This window comes from Stutzerimonas marianensis (assembly GCF_022810315.1).
GTDB classification, from domain to species: domain Bacteria; phylum Pseudomonadota; class Gammaproteobacteria; order Pseudomonadales; family Pseudomonadaceae; genus Stutzerimonas; species Stutzerimonas marianensis.
Genome location: NZ_JALGRD010000005.1, coordinates 37,182 through 50,990, shown reverse-complemented (window position 1 = coordinate 50,990; position 13,809 = coordinate 37,182). Strand labels below are relative to the sequence as shown.

At 65.9% G+C, this 13,809-nt stretch carries 14 protein-coding genes; 8 read left to right on the top strand and 6 right to left on the bottom strand.

Annotation, left to right across the window (positions count from 1 at the left end; translation table 11 throughout):
* Nucleotides 1-72 precede the first annotated feature (72 nt).
* From siaA to siaD, 4 genes are read left to right on the top strand one after another with little or no spacing between them, the layout of a single operon-like run.
* Nucleotides 73-2,064 carry a biofilm regulation protein phosphatase SiaA gene (siaA, locus tag MST27_RS09955; protein WP_243605811.1) on the top strand — a complete coding sequence of 664 codons (1,992 nt, stop codon included), beginning with the start codon at nucleotides 73-75 and terminating at the stop codon, nucleotides 2,062-2,064.
* Between the two features lie 28 nt (nucleotides 2,065-2,092).
* Nucleotides 2,093-2,638: a biofilm regulation protein kinase SiaB gene (gene siaB / locus MST27_RS09950; protein ID WP_243605810.1), complete on the top strand. Its 546-nt coding sequence runs from the start codon at nucleotides 2,093-2,095 to the stop codon at nucleotides 2,636-2,638.
* A 20-nt stretch (nucleotides 2,639-2,658) separates the two neighbouring features.
* A complete protein-coding gene (gene siaC, locus MST27_RS09945; RefSeq protein WP_243605809.1) occupies nucleotides 2,659-3,039 on the top strand; it encodes a biofilm regulation phosphoprotein SiaC in 381 nt (126 codons plus the stop codon).
* A 7-nt stretch (nucleotides 3,040-3,046) separates the two neighbouring features.
* Complete coding sequence (gene siaD / locus MST27_RS09940) at nucleotides 3,047-3,832, top strand: biofilm regulation diguanylate cyclase SiaD (RefSeq protein ID WP_243605808.1); 786 nt, start codon at nucleotides 3,047-3,049, stop codon at nucleotides 3,830-3,832.
* Nucleotides 3,833-3,943: 111 nt separating this feature from the next.
* Here siaD and MST27_RS09935 read toward each other — a convergent pair whose 3' ends face one another.
* Complete coding sequence (locus tag MST27_RS09935; RefSeq protein ID WP_243605807.1) at nucleotides 3,944-4,720, bottom strand: ferredoxin--NADP reductase; 777 nt, start codon at nucleotides 4,718-4,720, stop codon at nucleotides 3,944-3,946.
* Nucleotides 4,721-4,941: 221 nt separating this feature from the next.
* Between MST27_RS09935 and MST27_RS09930 the strand changes: the two genes are divergently transcribed.
* The 4 genes from MST27_RS09930 (at nucleotide 4,942) to MST27_RS09915 (ending at nucleotide 8,231) form a co-directional block, all read left to right on the top strand.
* Nucleotides 4,942-6,069, top strand: a complete 1,128-nt coding sequence (locus MST27_RS09930; protein ID WP_243605806.1) for a methyltransferase — start codon at nucleotides 4,942-4,944, stop codon at nucleotides 6,067-6,069.
* Nucleotides 6,066-6,443: a MerR family transcriptional regulator gene (locus MST27_RS09925; protein ID WP_243605805.1), complete on the top strand. Its 378-nt coding sequence runs from the start codon at nucleotides 6,066-6,068 to the stop codon at nucleotides 6,441-6,443. The genes MST27_RS09930 and MST27_RS09925 overlap by 4 nt, the downstream gene beginning before the upstream one ends.
* A gap of 57 nt (nucleotides 6,444-6,500) precedes the next feature.
* Nucleotides 6,501-6,905 (top strand): carboxymuconolactone decarboxylase family protein, encoded by a 405-nt coding sequence (locus tag MST27_RS09920; protein WP_243605804.1) that lies wholly within the window; start codon nucleotides 6,501-6,503, stop codon nucleotides 6,903-6,905.
* A 99-nt stretch (nucleotides 6,906-7,004) separates the two neighbouring features.
* Nucleotides 7,005-8,231 (top strand): MFS transporter, encoded by a 1,227-nt coding sequence (locus tag MST27_RS09915; RefSeq protein WP_243605803.1) that lies wholly within the window; start codon nucleotides 7,005-7,007, stop codon nucleotides 8,229-8,231.
* Between the two features lie 62 nt (nucleotides 8,232-8,293).
* Here the strand turns inward: MST27_RS09915 and MST27_RS09910 are convergent, their stop codons facing one another.
* The 5 genes from MST27_RS09910 to MST27_RS09890 form a co-directional block, all read right to left on the bottom strand.
* The gene (locus MST27_RS09910) at nucleotides 8,294-10,498 is read right to left on the bottom strand and encodes a xanthine dehydrogenase family protein molybdopterin-binding subunit (RefSeq protein ID WP_243605802.1); all 2,205 of its coding nucleotides are present in this window, start codon (nucleotides 10,496-10,498) and stop codon (nucleotides 8,294-8,296) included.
* Nucleotides 10,495-11,481 (bottom strand): FAD binding domain-containing protein, encoded by a 987-nt coding sequence (locus MST27_RS09905; protein ID WP_243605801.1) that lies wholly within the window; start codon nucleotides 11,479-11,481, stop codon nucleotides 10,495-10,497. The genes MST27_RS09910 and MST27_RS09905 overlap by 4 nt, the downstream gene beginning before the upstream one ends.
* A complete protein-coding gene (locus MST27_RS09900; protein ID WP_243605800.1) occupies nucleotides 11,478-12,011 on the bottom strand; it encodes a (2Fe-2S)-binding protein in 534 nt (177 codons plus the stop codon). The genes MST27_RS09905 and MST27_RS09900 overlap by 4 nt, the downstream gene beginning before the upstream one ends.
* Before the next feature lie 119 nt (nucleotides 12,012-12,130).
* Nucleotides 12,131-12,724 carry a nucleotidyltransferase family protein gene (locus MST27_RS09895; RefSeq protein ID WP_243605799.1) on the bottom strand — a complete coding sequence of 198 codons (594 nt, stop codon included), beginning with the start codon at nucleotides 12,722-12,724 and terminating at the stop codon, nucleotides 12,131-12,133.
* Nucleotides 12,717-13,694 (bottom strand): XdhC family protein, encoded by a 978-nt coding sequence (locus tag MST27_RS09890; RefSeq protein WP_243605798.1) that lies wholly within the window; start codon nucleotides 13,692-13,694, stop codon nucleotides 12,717-12,719. Before MST27_RS09890 ends, MST27_RS09895 begins: the two co-directional genes overlap by 8 nt.
* Nucleotides 13,695-13,809: the final 115 nt, after the last annotated feature.

Sequence of the window (13,809 nt, the reverse complement as noted above, 5' to 3'; positions counted from 1 at the left end):
GCGCGCCTGGATCTGGCACGCACCTTGCGGCCATTGGTAGCGACATGGCGATGAAAGGAATGGAAACCGCACATGGCAGCCCTGGGGTTACGTGGAAAATCCTTGCTCGCGTTGTTGCTGACCTTCTGCCTCGCGATCGGCGTGATGGCGCTGGTCGGACGCGAAGCCCTGACAGGCATCCAGCAGCGCTTCGGTGAGGCCTATGCGCGCAATGTGGTGCAGCTCAACCGCGAGCGGCTCTTCGCCCCCGTCACCCGGGAACTGGCGCTGGCCCAGCGGCTGGCCGAATCGCAGATCACCCGCACCTGGCTGCTCGACGAAGAGGATGTCCCCAGGCGCGAGCTGTTCTTCCTCGAAGCCGAAGGTTACCAGCGTGCCCTGAGTGACCATTCCTACTTTGCCGCCTCCGCGGCGAGCAACCGCTATTACTCCAACGGCGACAAACAGGTCCCCAGCCAGGCGCCACGCTACGAAATGGCACCCGACGCCGCCGAAGACGAGTGGTTCTACGCCACGCTCCGCTCCGAGGCGCCCTACCACCTGAATGTCGATCGGTCGGCCGTCACCGGCGATCTGAAGATCTGGTTCAATGTTGTCGTGCGTGACGGATCGCGCCCGCTCGGTATCGTCGGTTCCGGCATCAGCCTGAAGGCGTTCATCGAGGATTTCATCGAAGTCGACAAGACTGGCGTGGAATCCATGGTTCTCGATGGCCATGGCTCGATCCTGATCCACCCGGACCAGTCCCTGGTGACGCTCAACGCCGAAACCTCGCAAGGTCGCTCGCTGGCCACCAACGTGCTCGGGCTGCTGGATGACATCGAGCAAGCCACCGATCTGCGTGAGCTGATGGCCTATGGTCGCGAGCATCCCGGCGAGACGCCAACCCTGCCGGTGAAGCTCGACGGCGAGCCGCGTCTGCTCGCCCTGACCTGGATCCCCGAACTCCAGTGGTTCGTCGCCAGCGCGGTGGACCTGCGCACCGCCCAGGTGATCGAACTCCGGCCGCTGCTGCCGGCGCTGACCGCCGTCGCCCTGCTCTTCGTGGCCCTGATCCTCGCCGGCGCCTGGCTGGTCGATCGTCGCGTCCTGCGCCCGCTTCGTCAGCTGCGCAAGAGCGCCCAGGCCATCGCGGCCGGACAGTACAACACCCCCCTTCCCCTCGACCGCAACGACGAGATCGGTGAGCTCAGCGCGGCCTTCCGCCGCATGGCGCAGACCATCGGCAACCACACCAGCGAACTGGAAAGTCGCGTGCAGGAACGAACGCGCGCACTCGAGCAGGCCAATCGCGAAATGGCCGCGGCACACAAGAAGATCGACGACTCCATCGATTACGCCAGCCTGATCCAGCACGCCATCCTGCCCAAGCTCCAACTGCTGGCCGACCTCGACGAGCGCCATGCCGTGCTCTGGCACCCGCGCGACGTGGTGGGTGGCGACTTCTACGTCTATCGCGCCACTTCCCAGGGTTGCCTGCTCGGCGTGGTCGACTGCGCCGGCCATGGCGTGCCGGGGGCGCTGATGACCATGCTCGCCCACGCCGCGATCGAACAGGCGATCGCCGATGCCGGCCTGCATGACCCCGCCGCGATCCTCAGCCGGACCGACGGCATCGTTCGTCGCATGTTGCATGCCGACAGCACCCAGCATGCGCTGGCGACGAACATGGATGTCGGCCTGGCCTACGTCGATTTCGAGCGTCGCCGCGTGATCTACGCCGGCGCCAAGATCGCGCTTTATTTCAGCGACGGCGAGACGCTCGACGAGCTGCCGGCCGGGCGCAGGGCCATCGGCGACCGGCGCCTCGGCGAGTACCGCAACGCCGAAATCGAGCTCAAGCCCGGCCGTACGTTCTACCTCGCCACCGACGGGTTCCTCGACCAGGCCGGCGGTGAGCTAGGCTACGGCTTCGGCAATCGTCGCTTCGCCGAGATGATCCTGCGCCATGCGCGTCTGCCACTGGCCGAGCAGGGCGCAGCCTTCCAGGCCACCCTGGCCGAATACCAGGGTGATTATCCGCAGCGCGACGACATCACCCTGCTGTGTTTCCGTTTCGATTGAGCACCATCCACCGGAGTCGAGTTGCCCCATGGAAACCCTTGACCTGTTCGCCATGCGCGAAAGCTACAACAGACAGCAGATCATGCTCTGCTTCAACGGCCCGATCTCGCGCAGCCTGATCGAGGAGATTGGCAACGCGCTGCGCAACTATCTGGCCGCCGACCACGCCAACCCGTCCTCGGCCATGGACGTGTTTGCCGTCTACATCGAAATGACGCAGAACATCCGCCACTACGCCAAGGTCCGAAACTGGGCCGACCAGGAAGCGGGCGCCACGGTGGTCGTGGCGCGCAACGATGCCGACGGCCGCTACGTGGTATCGGCCGGCAACCTGATCGAGACGGCCGACGGCGAGGCGCTGATCGCGGCCATCGAGGAGCTCGCCAACCTGGACAAGGCACAGCTCAAGGCCAGGTACAAAGAACAATTGCGCAAACCGCGCGAAGACAACACGGTAACGGGCGCCGGCCTGGGCCTGATCGACATCGCCCGCAAGTCCAGCGAACCGCTGAAAGCCTCGTTGCAACCCGTCGCCAACGGCCGCTCGTTCATCAGCCTCAGCGCGGTCATCTGACAGACAAGAGCCAAATGCACATGAATGATTTCTCCATCGTCGGCACCCAGTCTTCACCGGCCATCGATTCCGACTGGGAAAACGGCGTGCTCGCCATGCAGGGCGACTCCTATCCGGAAAATTCCTACGAACTCTTCCACCAGGTCATCGAGTGGATCGAGCGCTATCTCGCCGAGGCGGGCCGTCCGCTACGCCTGGAGCTGCACCTGCTATACCTCAACACCAGCAGCATCAAGGCCATGATGGACATCTTCGACCTGCTCGAGGCGGCCCATCAGGCCGGCCAGGCGGTTTCGGTCAACTGGCATTACGACCGCCGCAACGAGCGGGTGATGGAACTGGCCGAAGAATTCAAGGAAGACTGCAGTTTCCCCTTCATGATCCTTGGCGACGACCGGTAGGTGCCCTATGCGCGGCCATAATCCGCTGGAAGCCCAAGTGGTGGAGTCGCTGGCCGACCCCGCACACCAGGGCCATCCGCTGCACGAGACACTGAGCCAGTTGTGGGAGGCGCACCACAATCTGCTCAACCGTATCGAGCGTATCGCGCGTGTCTCCGATGGCTATCAGAGCATCGCGCGTGACCGCGAGCTGACGCTCTCGGCCCGCTTCGACAAGCAGCTGCGCCAACTGGAAAAAGTGGCCCGTATTTCCGACCGCTACCAGATGATGATGCACGACCTGAACATCGCGCTCAGGGAAGCCTCGACCCACGACGCGCTCACCGGCATCGCGAATCGTCGCCTGCTCACCGAACGCCTGCGCGAGGAAACCGAACGGGCCCGACGGTACGAGCGGCCGTTATGCGTTGCCATCGTCGACATCGACTACTTCAAAGTCGTCAATGACGACCACGGCCACGAGATTGGCGACAGCGTGCTGATCGAGGTCGTTCAGGTGATGGAGGCACAGATTCGCGAGCATGATCTGTGCGGCCGATGGGGCGGTGAGGAGTTTCTGATCGTGATGCCGGAAACCTCGACCGATAACGCGATTCTGGTGCTCGAGCGCCTTCGCCAGGCGGTGGAGGCGCTGCGCGTTCACATTCGCGACAAGACCCTCGCGGTCACGGTAAGCCTGGGGCTCGCCGAGTTGGGTATCGGGGAAAGCTACTCGAGCGCCATCAACCGCGCCGACACAGCCCTGCTGCGCGCCAAGCGCAATGGCCGCAATCGCTACGAGCGAGCCGATTGACGCCTCGCGCTTGGCTGACTAGTCACGCCGGGGCCGACTCGCGTGCGTCGCGCTGCGCTACAACGGACCTGGCGCTGGGCTCATCCATCGGCACAGGGCTCGACCTCCGTCCTACCAGTAATTTTCGACCGCCACCTGACCGGGGCGACGTGTCAGGCTCAGGTTGAGGTCGCGCGCCTTGAGCAGGGCTCGGGTATCCTCGATCATCTGCGGGTTGCCGCAAAGCATGATCCGCGAATGCTCAGGCTCGAGCGCCAGGCCGGCAGCGCGCTCCAGCTCGCCGTTCTCGATCAGGGTGGTGATCCGACCGTTCAACGCGCCGGGCACCTGCTCGCGGGTGACCACGGGCAGGTAGGTCAGCTTCGAGCCCAGCCCCTCGAGGTATTCGCGTTCCGGCAGCTCGCGGATCAGCGCCTGGTAGGCCAACTCCGAGGCGGTGCGCGCACTGTAGACCAGAATGATCCGCTCGAAGCGCTGCCAGACCTCGAAGTCCTGCAGGATCGACAGGAACGGCGCGATCCCCGTGCCGGTGCCCAGCAGCCAGAGATCGCGGCCGTCGACGAAGCGATCAAGCGTGAGAAAACCAAAGGCCTGTTTGTCCACCAGCAGTTCATCGCCAGGTGCAAGCCGGCTCAGCTCGCTGGTGAACTCGCCACCCGGCACTACGATGGAAAAGAAATCGAGGAACTCGTCATGCGGTGCGGAGACCATCGAATAAGCACGCCAGACGATACTGCCGCTGGCCTTGCGCACACCGAGCCGGGCGAACTGGCCGGCGGTGAACCGGAAGCCGGGATCACGCGTGGTGCGCAGGGTGAACAGGCTGGGCGTCAGCGTCTGCACCTCGAGCAGGCGCTGACGGGTGAACTTCTCTTCGCTGGCGGTCATACTTCGCTCCCCTTCGAACCTGGACGCTCCAGTTGCCCAGGCCGTGGAAAAACATGGGCGAGGCAGGCAAGACGACACAGAAACAGCCGAAGCAGCAGCCCGGGCTCGCGCGAGCAGGCGCTCCGAGGCTGTTCCAAGTGCCGTCTTGCCAACGCAGATGGTTTTTCCACGGCCTAGACCTTGATACTCCTTTCCGACGCCGATAAACACCGCCAGTTCTCATGCCTATTCTCGAATCACCCTACGCCCGCCTCGATCTGATCCGTCAGCCTGAACAGCCGAACGAGCCACTGCAGGCCTTCGATGCGGCCGATGAATACCTGCTGGCTCACCTGCATGAGAAGGCGCTACCGGCCGGTGCCCGTATCCTGATCCTCAATGACGGCTTCGGCGCACTGGCCTGTTCGCTGGCACAGCGGGCCCGGGTGATCAGCAGTGGCGACTCGCACCTGGCGCACCTCGCGCTGCAAAAGAATCTGCAGCGCAACGGGCTTCCAGCCGACGCCGTCACCTTCGTGCCGGCCAGCGAATCGGCGCACGGCCCGTTCGACCGGGTGCTGATCCGCGTGCCCAAGACCCTCGCCCTGCTCGAAGAACAGTTGATTCGCCTCCACGGCCAGCTTGCGCCGGGCGCAGAGGTCATCGCCGCAGCCATGGTCAAGCACCTGCCCCGGGCTGCTGGTGAGCTGCTGGAGAAGTACATCGGGCCGGTGCAGGCCTCGCTGGCGGTGAAAAAAGCGCGGCTGCTGTTCGCCACGCCATGCGACAGGCCCGCCGCCACCTCGCCCTATCCGACCCGCTACCGCCTGGATCAACCTGCCATCGAGCTGGTCAACCACGCCAACCTGTTCTGCCGCGAAGGGCTCGACATCGGCACCCGGGCTTTTCTGCCACACCTGCCCCGCGCGCTCGGCAACCTGCGCGTGGCGGACCTGGGCTGCGGCAACGGCGTGCTCGGCATTGTGTATGCGCTGAGCAATCCGCAGGCGGCGCTGACCCTCGTCGACGAGAGCTACATGGCGGTGCAATCGGCTCGGGAAAACTGGCAGACGATCCACGGCGACCGCCTGGCGGATATCCGCGCCGCTGACGGCCTGGCCGATCAGCCGCCAGCCTCGCTGGACCTGGTCCTGTGCAACCCACCCTTTCACCAGCAACAGGTCGTGGGCGACTTTCTGGCCTGGCGCATGTTCACCCAGGCCAAGGCGGCGCTCAGCCAAGGCGGCGAGCTGTGGATCGTCGGCAACCGCCACCTGGGTTATCACCTCAAACTCAAGCGCCTGTTCGGCAAGGTCGAGCAGGTCGCGGCGACGCCCAAGTTCGTCATCCTCAGAGCCATCAAGCCATGAGCGAGGCGCCGGTTCGGCTGAGCATCCAGCAGTTCGCGAGTCGAACCGGGCTCTCTGCCGACACCCTGCGCTATTACGAAAAGATCGGCCTGCTGCGCCATGTCGCCCGTGACGCCAGCGGCTTTCGGGTCTATGGCCGGCGCGATCTGGAGTGGGTCGGCTTCATCCTGCGCCTCAAGGATACCGGCATGGCGCTGGACGACATCATTCGCTACGCCGATCTGCGTGAACGCGGCGAGTCGACCCTAGCGGCGCGCCAGGCGTTGCTTGAAGCCCATGCAATCAAACTGCAGAATCGCCTCGAGCGCGACCGCGAGCACCTGAACGCATTGCAGGCGAAAATCGAGCTGTATCGCCAGCAAATGATCGCTTGACTTGGAGTCCACTCCAACCCGCAGCCTCTTCCTCTACCCCATCGAGAGGAACGCTCCATGTCTGCATCCACCCGCTACACCGAAGGCCTGGCCAAACTCGAAGAGATCGACGGTGAGGCCGGCCGCAAGGTCATCGACAGCCTCCAAGCCATCGCGCCGGATCTGGGCCGTTACGTCATCGAATTCCCGTTTGGCGATATCTACCAGCGCCCCGGACTGGATCTATCGCAACGCGAGCTTGCCACCGTCGCGGCACTGACAGCGCTCGGGCATTGCCAGCCGCAGCTGGCGGTGCATGTCCATGGCGCGTTAAACGTCGGCTGCACGCCGGAGCAGATCGTCGAGGTGATCATCCAGATGGCCGTTTACGCTGGCTTCCCCGCCGCGCTCAACGGGATGATCACAGCCAAGACGGTATTTGCCGAACGCGGTTTGCTACCGGACAAGAAACCCGACGCCTGAATTCGGTGCGAACAGCGAACGCAGCCGTCTGGCGCGACCGCCGGGCCAGACGGCTGCGTGCTAATCTGGCCGGCCCCGTTTTTTTCATGCGCCTGCCTGATGTCGACCCACACCAAGCTCCAGCTCCGCCACCAACTCCCCTTCATCAAGTTCTGGTTTGCCCGCGTCTTCACCGCCAGCGGTTTCCAGATGCTCGCCGTCGCGATCGGCTGGCACATGTACGAACTGACCGGGAGCGTGCTCGACCTGGGCCTGGTCGGGCTGGCGGAGTTCTTCCCCCGCCTGCTGTTCATCCTCTGGACCGGCCACGTCGCCGACCGATTCGACCGGCGACGCGTGGCGGCGACGTGCCAAGGCCTGCAAGGCCTGATCGCCCTCGCCCTGGTGCTGGGCACCGGCGGGTTGGGCGTGACGCGAGAAATGATCTTCGTACTGGCGTTCCTGCTGGGCACCGCCCGCGCCTTCGAGGGCCCGGCCACCCAGGCGTTGTTGCCAAGCCTGGTACCGACGTCGCTGTTTCCCGCCGCCGTGGCGGCTTCGTCCTCGGCGATGCAGACGGCGACCATCGTCGCACCGGCACTCGGCGGCCTGCTGTTCGCCATCGGCCCCTTGTGGGTCTACGGCCCGGTCGCGCTTCTGTTCGCGCTGGCCTGCAGCCTGATGCTGAGCCTGCCCAAGCGCCCGGCGCCGCCGAAACAGACCGGCCCGGCCATGGAAAACCTGCTCGCAGGGATGCGCTTCATCCGCAGCCGCCCGGACATCTTTGGCGCCATCTCGCTGGACATGTTCGCCGTGCTGCTCGGTGGCGCCACCGCCCTGTTGCCGGTGTTCGCCAAGGACATCCTGCTCACCGGCCCGTCAGGCCTCGGCCTGCTGCGCTCCGCGCCCGCGGTCGGCGCACTGCTGATGTCCTTCTGGCTCGCACGCTACCCGATCAACCGCCAGGTGGGCCGCGTCATGTTCGCCGCGGTCGGCGTGTTCGGCCTGGCTACCATCGCCTTCGGTCTGTCCACCTCATTCTGGCTGTCAATGGGCGTACTGGTGGTATTGGGGGCAGCCGACATGATCAGCATGGTCATCCGCGGCGCCTTCGTGCAGCTGGAAACACCCGACGCCATGCGCGGCCGGGTCAGCGCGGTGAACGGCCTGTTCATCGGCGCCTCGAACCAGCTCGGCGAATTCGAATCCGGCCTTACCGCGCACTGGTTCGGCACCGTACCGGCCGTGGTCATCGGCGGCGTCGGCACGCTGATCATCACCGGCGCCTGGATGAAGCTGTTCCCGACGCTGGCCAATCGGGATCAGCTGCACCGGGATCTGGACTAGACGCTGGAAGCTAGAAGCGAAAGCCTGACTTCACGCCTCCAGCGTCAGGCTTCCACCTGCCCTCAGAGCAGCTTGTCCATCGTGATCGGCAGGTCCCGCACGCGCTTCCCTGTCGCGTGGAAAATGGCGTTGGCCACCGCCGCGCCCACGCCCACGATGCCGATCTCACCGACGCCCTTGGAGCCGAGCGCGTTGACGATTTCGTCGTTCTCCTCGACGAAGAAGGCGTCGATTTCGCCGATGTCGGCGTTGACCGGCACGTGGTACTCCGACAGGTTGTGGTTCATGTAGCGGCCCAGCTTGTGGTCGATCATGGTTTCCTCGTGCAGCGCCTGGCCGATCCCCCAGACCACCCCGCCGGCGATCTGGTTGCCCGCGGTCTTGGGATTGACCACCCGCCCGGCGGCGACCGCGCTGACGACCCGACTGACCCTGACCGTACCCAGCGCCTCGTCGACGCGGACTTCAACGAAGACCGCCGAATGCGTGGCCGTGGCGTATTCGTTGCGCTTCTCGCCAGGCTCGACGCTGACCTCGGCCTCGAGCGCGCCACTCACCGCGACGATTTGCTCGAGCGCGACGTCATGCTCAGGGTTCGCCTTGAGACGCATGCGCCCGTACATGAACTCCACCTCCTCGAGCTTGGCGCCGGTGAAGGGCGAGACAGGCGATTGCTGGGCAGCATCGAGGAACTTCTGGCGCAGCGCTTCACAAGCCTGTTGCACGGCGCTGCCCACAGAGGAAACCGTGAAAGAGCCCCCTTCAAGCGGCGCCTGAGACAGGCTCGAGTCGCCGAGACGGAACTCGACGCGGTCCATCGGCAGGCCCATTGCCGCAGCAGCGATCTGGGTCATCACGGTGTAGGTCCCGGTACCGATATCCGCCGTGGCGCTGCTGACGACGAGACGCCCGTCAGGTCCGAGACAGGCTTTGGCACTGGCGGGCATCTGCATCGCCTCCCAGACCCCAGTGGCCAGGCCCCAGCCGATCAACTGTTGGCCGTCGCGCATGGACCGCGGTTCCATCGAACGACGTGACCAGCCGAAACGCTCGGCGCCCTGCTCGTAGCACTGGCGCAGTTCCTTGCTGGAATACGGCTTGTCCTCGTTCCCGTTGCGCTCGGCGTAGTTGGTCAGACGCAGCGCCAGCGGGTCGACCCCGGCCGCGTAGGCCAGCTCGTCCATGGCACATTCCAGCGCAAAGACGCCGATGGTGGCGCCCGGTGCGCGCATGTCCAGCGGGGTGTAAACGTCCAGCGGCACCAGTTGGTAGTCCAGCATCACGTTGGGGCATTGGTAGAGCATTCCCGACCATTCCACCTCGTGCTCGGTGAAATCCTCGAAGCAAGACGTCTGGCCGATCGCCTGATGCGTGATCGCCTGCAACTGGCCGTTGGCATCGGCACCGAGGGACAACCGCTGCACCGTCCGCGGCCGATAACCGAAGGTGAACATCTGCTGGCGCTTGAGCGTGACCCGCACCGAGCGCTTGAGCTTGAGCGCCGCCATCACGGCCAGAGGCAGCTGATACTGCGGGCGCAGACCGGAGCCGAAGGCGCCACCCACGTAAGGCGAAAGGACCCGGATGCGCCCCTTCATGCCGAATACTTTTTCCAGGTAACGCATGCAGTTCTGCACACCCTGGGTCTTGTCGTGAATCTCCAGGCTGCCATCGGGCTGGTAATGCACCGTCGAGGCATGCGGCTCCATCGGGTTGTGGTGCTCGACTGGCGTGGTGTACTGCACATCCACCCGCACCGGCGAGCGGGCCAGGGCGCTGTCCGCGTCGCCACGCGGCGGCGGCAGGTCGGCTGGCGCCTTGTGCATGCTTTCCAGCTCGCTGAGCAGATCGGTGCGATGCGGTTCGCGCTCGTACTCGACCCGCAGCAGGCTGCCGGCATGGCGGGCCAGCTCGAGGTTGTCGGCCACGACCAGCGCGATGGGCTGGCCGCTGTAGAGGATGCGATCGTCGAACAGCGGGCGGAACGGCGAGCCGTCGGCGGCATCGTCGTCCTCGTAGGGTTCGTCATAGCTGGCGATCGGCGGACGGTTCTGGTGGGTCAATACCAGCGCCACACCCGGCACTGCTTCGGCGGCGCGCGTGTCGATGCTGACGATTCGTCCTCGCGCGATGCTGCTGTTGACCACACTGCCATAGAGCAGACCCGCGGCCTCGAATTCGGCGGCGTATTGCGCCCGGCCAGTAACCTTGAGCGGGCCATCGACGCGATCAAGCGGCTGGCCGAACGGGGAAGAGACGGGTTTCATCGGGCGGCTCCTTTGGCAGCGTCGGTCAGGGCGCGAACGATGGCACGACGGCCCAGTTCGATCTTGAAGGCGTTGTGTTCGAAGCCGCTGGCACCTTCGAGCAGGATGTCCGCCGCGGCTGTGAAGGCGGTTTCGTCAGCCGGCTTTCCGACCAGCGCCGCCTCCGCTTCGGCCTTGCGCCAGGGCTTGTGTGCCACGCCCCCCATCGCCAGGCGGGCGCTGCGAGTCACACCGCCGTCGATCTCCAGCGCAACCGCCACCGAGACCAGCGCGAAGGCGTAGGACGCACGGTCGCGCACCTTGAGGTAGCTGCTGTGCGCGGCGAAGCCCTGCGGTGGCAGTTCGATCGCGGTGATCAGCTCTCCGTCGACGAGGCAGTTGTCGCGCTCTGGCGCGTCACCGGGCAGACGGTGGAAATCGGCGAAGGCAATACGCCGCTCGCCCTGCGGGCCCCGCACATGCACCACCGCCTCCAGTGCGGCCAGCGCGACGCACATGTCGGACGGGTGCACGGCGATGCAGGCCTCGCTGTGACCGAGAATCGCGTGGATGCGATTGAGCCCGTCACGCGCCGAGCAGCCAGACCCCGGCTCGCGCTTGTTGCAGGGGGTCGTGGCGTCATAGAAGTAGTAGCAACGGGTGCGCTGCAACAGGTTGCCGCCCGTGGTCGCCATGTTGCGCAGCTGCGGCGAGGCGCCCGCGAGGATGGCCTGGGACAGCAGCGGATAACGCGCCTCCACCAGGGGATGCCAGGCCAGGTCGGCATTGCTGACCAGCGCGCCGATGCGCAAGCCGCCGTCGGCCGTTTCCTCGACATCGGCCAACGGCAGCCGGGTAATGTCGATGAGCTGGGTCGGACGGGTGACGTTTTCCTTCATCAGGTCGAGCAGGTTGGTGCCGCCGGCAATGTAACGGCTGTCGGGACGGAACTGACCGATGGCCTCATCGACACTGCTGGGTCGCGCATAGCTGAAGGGGTTCATGGCGTCACCTCCTGCGCGCCGCCGAGGCGCTCGCGGGTCGGTGCCGCCGCATCCTCGATGGCGGCGACAATGTTCGGGTAGGCGCCACAGCGGCAGAGGTTGCCGCTCATCTGCTCGCGCAGGTCGTCCCGTGTCTGTGCGCGCCCTTCGGCGATCATCCCCACCGCCGAGCAGATCTGCCCGGGAGTGCAATAACCGCACTGGAAGGCGTCGTGCTTGACGAAGGCCGCCTGCATCGGATGCAGCGCCTCGCCCTGCGCCAGGCCTTCGATGGTGGTCAACTCGGCACCGTCGTGCATGACCGCAAGGGTCAAGCAGCTGTTGATCCGCTTGCCATTGAGCAGCACCGTACAGGCGCCGCACTGGCCATGATCGCAGCCCTTCTTGGTGCCGGTCAGGTGGAGCTGCTCACGCAGCAGATCGAGCAGCGTGGTCCAGGGCTGGACCTCAAGTTCACGGCGCTCGCCGTTCAGTTGAAGCGTGATGGAGCAGGCGGAAATCCCACCTGCCGAGGTAGTGGTTTCGCTCATGGACAGCCTCACGGTTGATGCTTTCGGTTGCCTGTTCTGGGCAGGTTCGCCGGAAAGCTTAGGCATTCGATACGCGTTCCGTGCGCCTAGGAGTACGACTGACCTCGCAGAAAAATCGTTCAGCCCGGCCGCCGGTCCTCGGGCCGGTCGACGTCCTGCAGGACACCCGGATCGTCCACCTCGATCTCGATCACCGAGGGGCTGTCGAACAGCGCCTGCGCGCCCCGCTCGCCGGACAGCACGCGCAGCAGCGCGCCGAAATCGGCGCCGATGCCTCGCGGATGACCGCGTTGCCCCTGATGGACCGGTACGACGAGGCGCTGCGGCTGGATGGCGGCGGCCAGGCGTTCGAGGGTGTCGCGCCGCACGTAGGGCATGTCGGCCAGCGCAACCAGCCAGCCGCGGCGCGTGGCGCAGCTCGACACCGCCTGGCCCAGGCTGTGGCCCAGCCCATTGCTGCGAATCGCCAGCACCTGGGCACCATAGGCGGGAGCCTCACGTTCGAGCCAGGCGCGCAAGGGGTGGTTGTCTTCGCGGGTCACGACGAGCATGCGGTCGCCGATGCCGGCCAGGGCACCGAGCGTCATCGCCAGGATCGGCATGGCATCGGGCGCTGGCGTATGACCGGCCAGCAGCTTGTCCTCGTCGCTGCGCTCGCGGTAGCGGCTGCCCTGCCCCGCCGCGAGGACCAGCGTGCAGAGCGCGTCAGGCACAGCGCCGTGCCTCGGCGACTGGCGCCAGCCGTGCGCCATTCTTGATCGCCACCACCTGGGCCATCAGCGACAGGGCGATCTCCGCCGGCGTGCGGCTGCCGATAGGCAACCCGATCGGGCCGTGCAGGCGCCCGACCTCGCGTTCCCCCAGCCCCAGGCTGAGCAGGCGCGCCTTGCGCTTCTCGCTGTTGACCCGCGAGCCCAGCGCGCCGACATAAAAAGCCTCGGACTGCAGCGCGGTGAGCAGCGCCATGTCGTCCAGCCGTGGATCGTGGGTCAGGGCGACGATCGCGGTGTGCGCGTCCGGCTCGATGGCGAGCACGGCATCGTCCGGCATGCCGGAGACGAAGCGTACCGGCGTGTCGCTCCAATCGTGGTCGTAGCCTTCGCGCGGGTCGCAGATCAACACCTCGAAGCCCAGGCCCACGGCCAGTTCCGCCGCGTAGCGAGACAATTGGCCGGCGCCGATCATCAGCAGCCGCCAGGTCGGGCCGAAAGGTGCGCTCAGGGTCGCGCCATCGAAGCGCAACTTCGCGTCCCGCCCGGCCGGCTTCAGGTGCACGCGGCCGGTCGCCAGGTCCAGGCAACGCACCAGCCGCTCGTGCGCGGCGCAGCGTTGCAGCAATTCATTCAGCCACTGCGCGTCGACGAGCGGTTCCTCGAGCAGGCGCAGGGTTCCGCCACAGGGCAGGCCGAAGCGCGCCGACTCCTCCTTGCTGACGCCATAGGTGATCAGCTGGCAGCCGTCGCCGCGCGCGGTCATGGCCTTGCGCCGTGCCAGGAGATCGTCCTCGACGCAGCCGCCGGAGACCGAGCCCTCGACCCGGCCGTCATCGCGCAGCGCCAGCAGCGCCCCCACCGGCCGCGGTGCGCTGCCCCAGGTTTCCAGCACCGTGTAGAGCACCACGCGATGGCCGTCACGCAGCCAGTCGCGAGCGCGACGCAACACGCCCAGATCGACACTGTCCATCCTCTTCCTCGTGAAATCGCAACAGGCACCGGATGCACCGGCATGCATTCAATGACTGGCGCCGGAGCGGGTTAGTTCGCGCGGCGTCGCCTGCCCCCCGGCGCAGGCGCGACGG